Genomic DNA, 435 nt, shown 5'->3' on the forward strand with positions numbered 1-435 from the left:
GCGTCGTCGGCGGCGAGGACGTCGGCGAGCTCGGACGCGTCCGCGCCGAGCGCGTAGGCGAACGCCTGCGCGATCCACAGGGGGTGGGCGTACCGGAACGCCAAGTGCCCCACCGGGTCCCGTTCCCGGTCGGGGGCGAGCAGTGCGACCCACTCGTCCTCGGACCGCTCCCCCACACGACGCAACACGGCGTTGACGAATCCGGCTCGGCCGGAACCGAATTCCGCTCGCACCAGGTCGACGCTCGTGGCGACGGCGGCATGCGGCGCGACGCGTGTGCGCAGCAGCTGGTAGGCGCCCAGCCGCAACACGTCGAGCAGCGCGCCGTCGATCTCGTCGACGGGACGGTTGGCGGCGTCGGCGATCACCGCGTCCAGCAGACCCCGTGCGCGGGCCGCGCCGTAGGTGAGTTCGGTGGCCAGGGCGGCGTCGCGC

1 protein-coding gene is annotated in these 435 nt (G+C 74.0%); it reads right to left on the minus strand.

What is annotated here, in order from left to right; translation table 11 throughout:
• The coding region (locus tag R1101_RS29080; protein ID WP_016935875.1) for a transcription antitermination factor NusB at positions 1-435 on the minus strand (435 nt) is incomplete at both ends.

The organism is Rhodococcus sp. R1101, assembly GCF_000278445.1.
GTDB classification, from domain to species: Bacteria; Actinomycetota; Actinomycetes; order Mycobacteriales; family Mycobacteriaceae; genus Rhodococcus; species Rhodococcus gordoniae.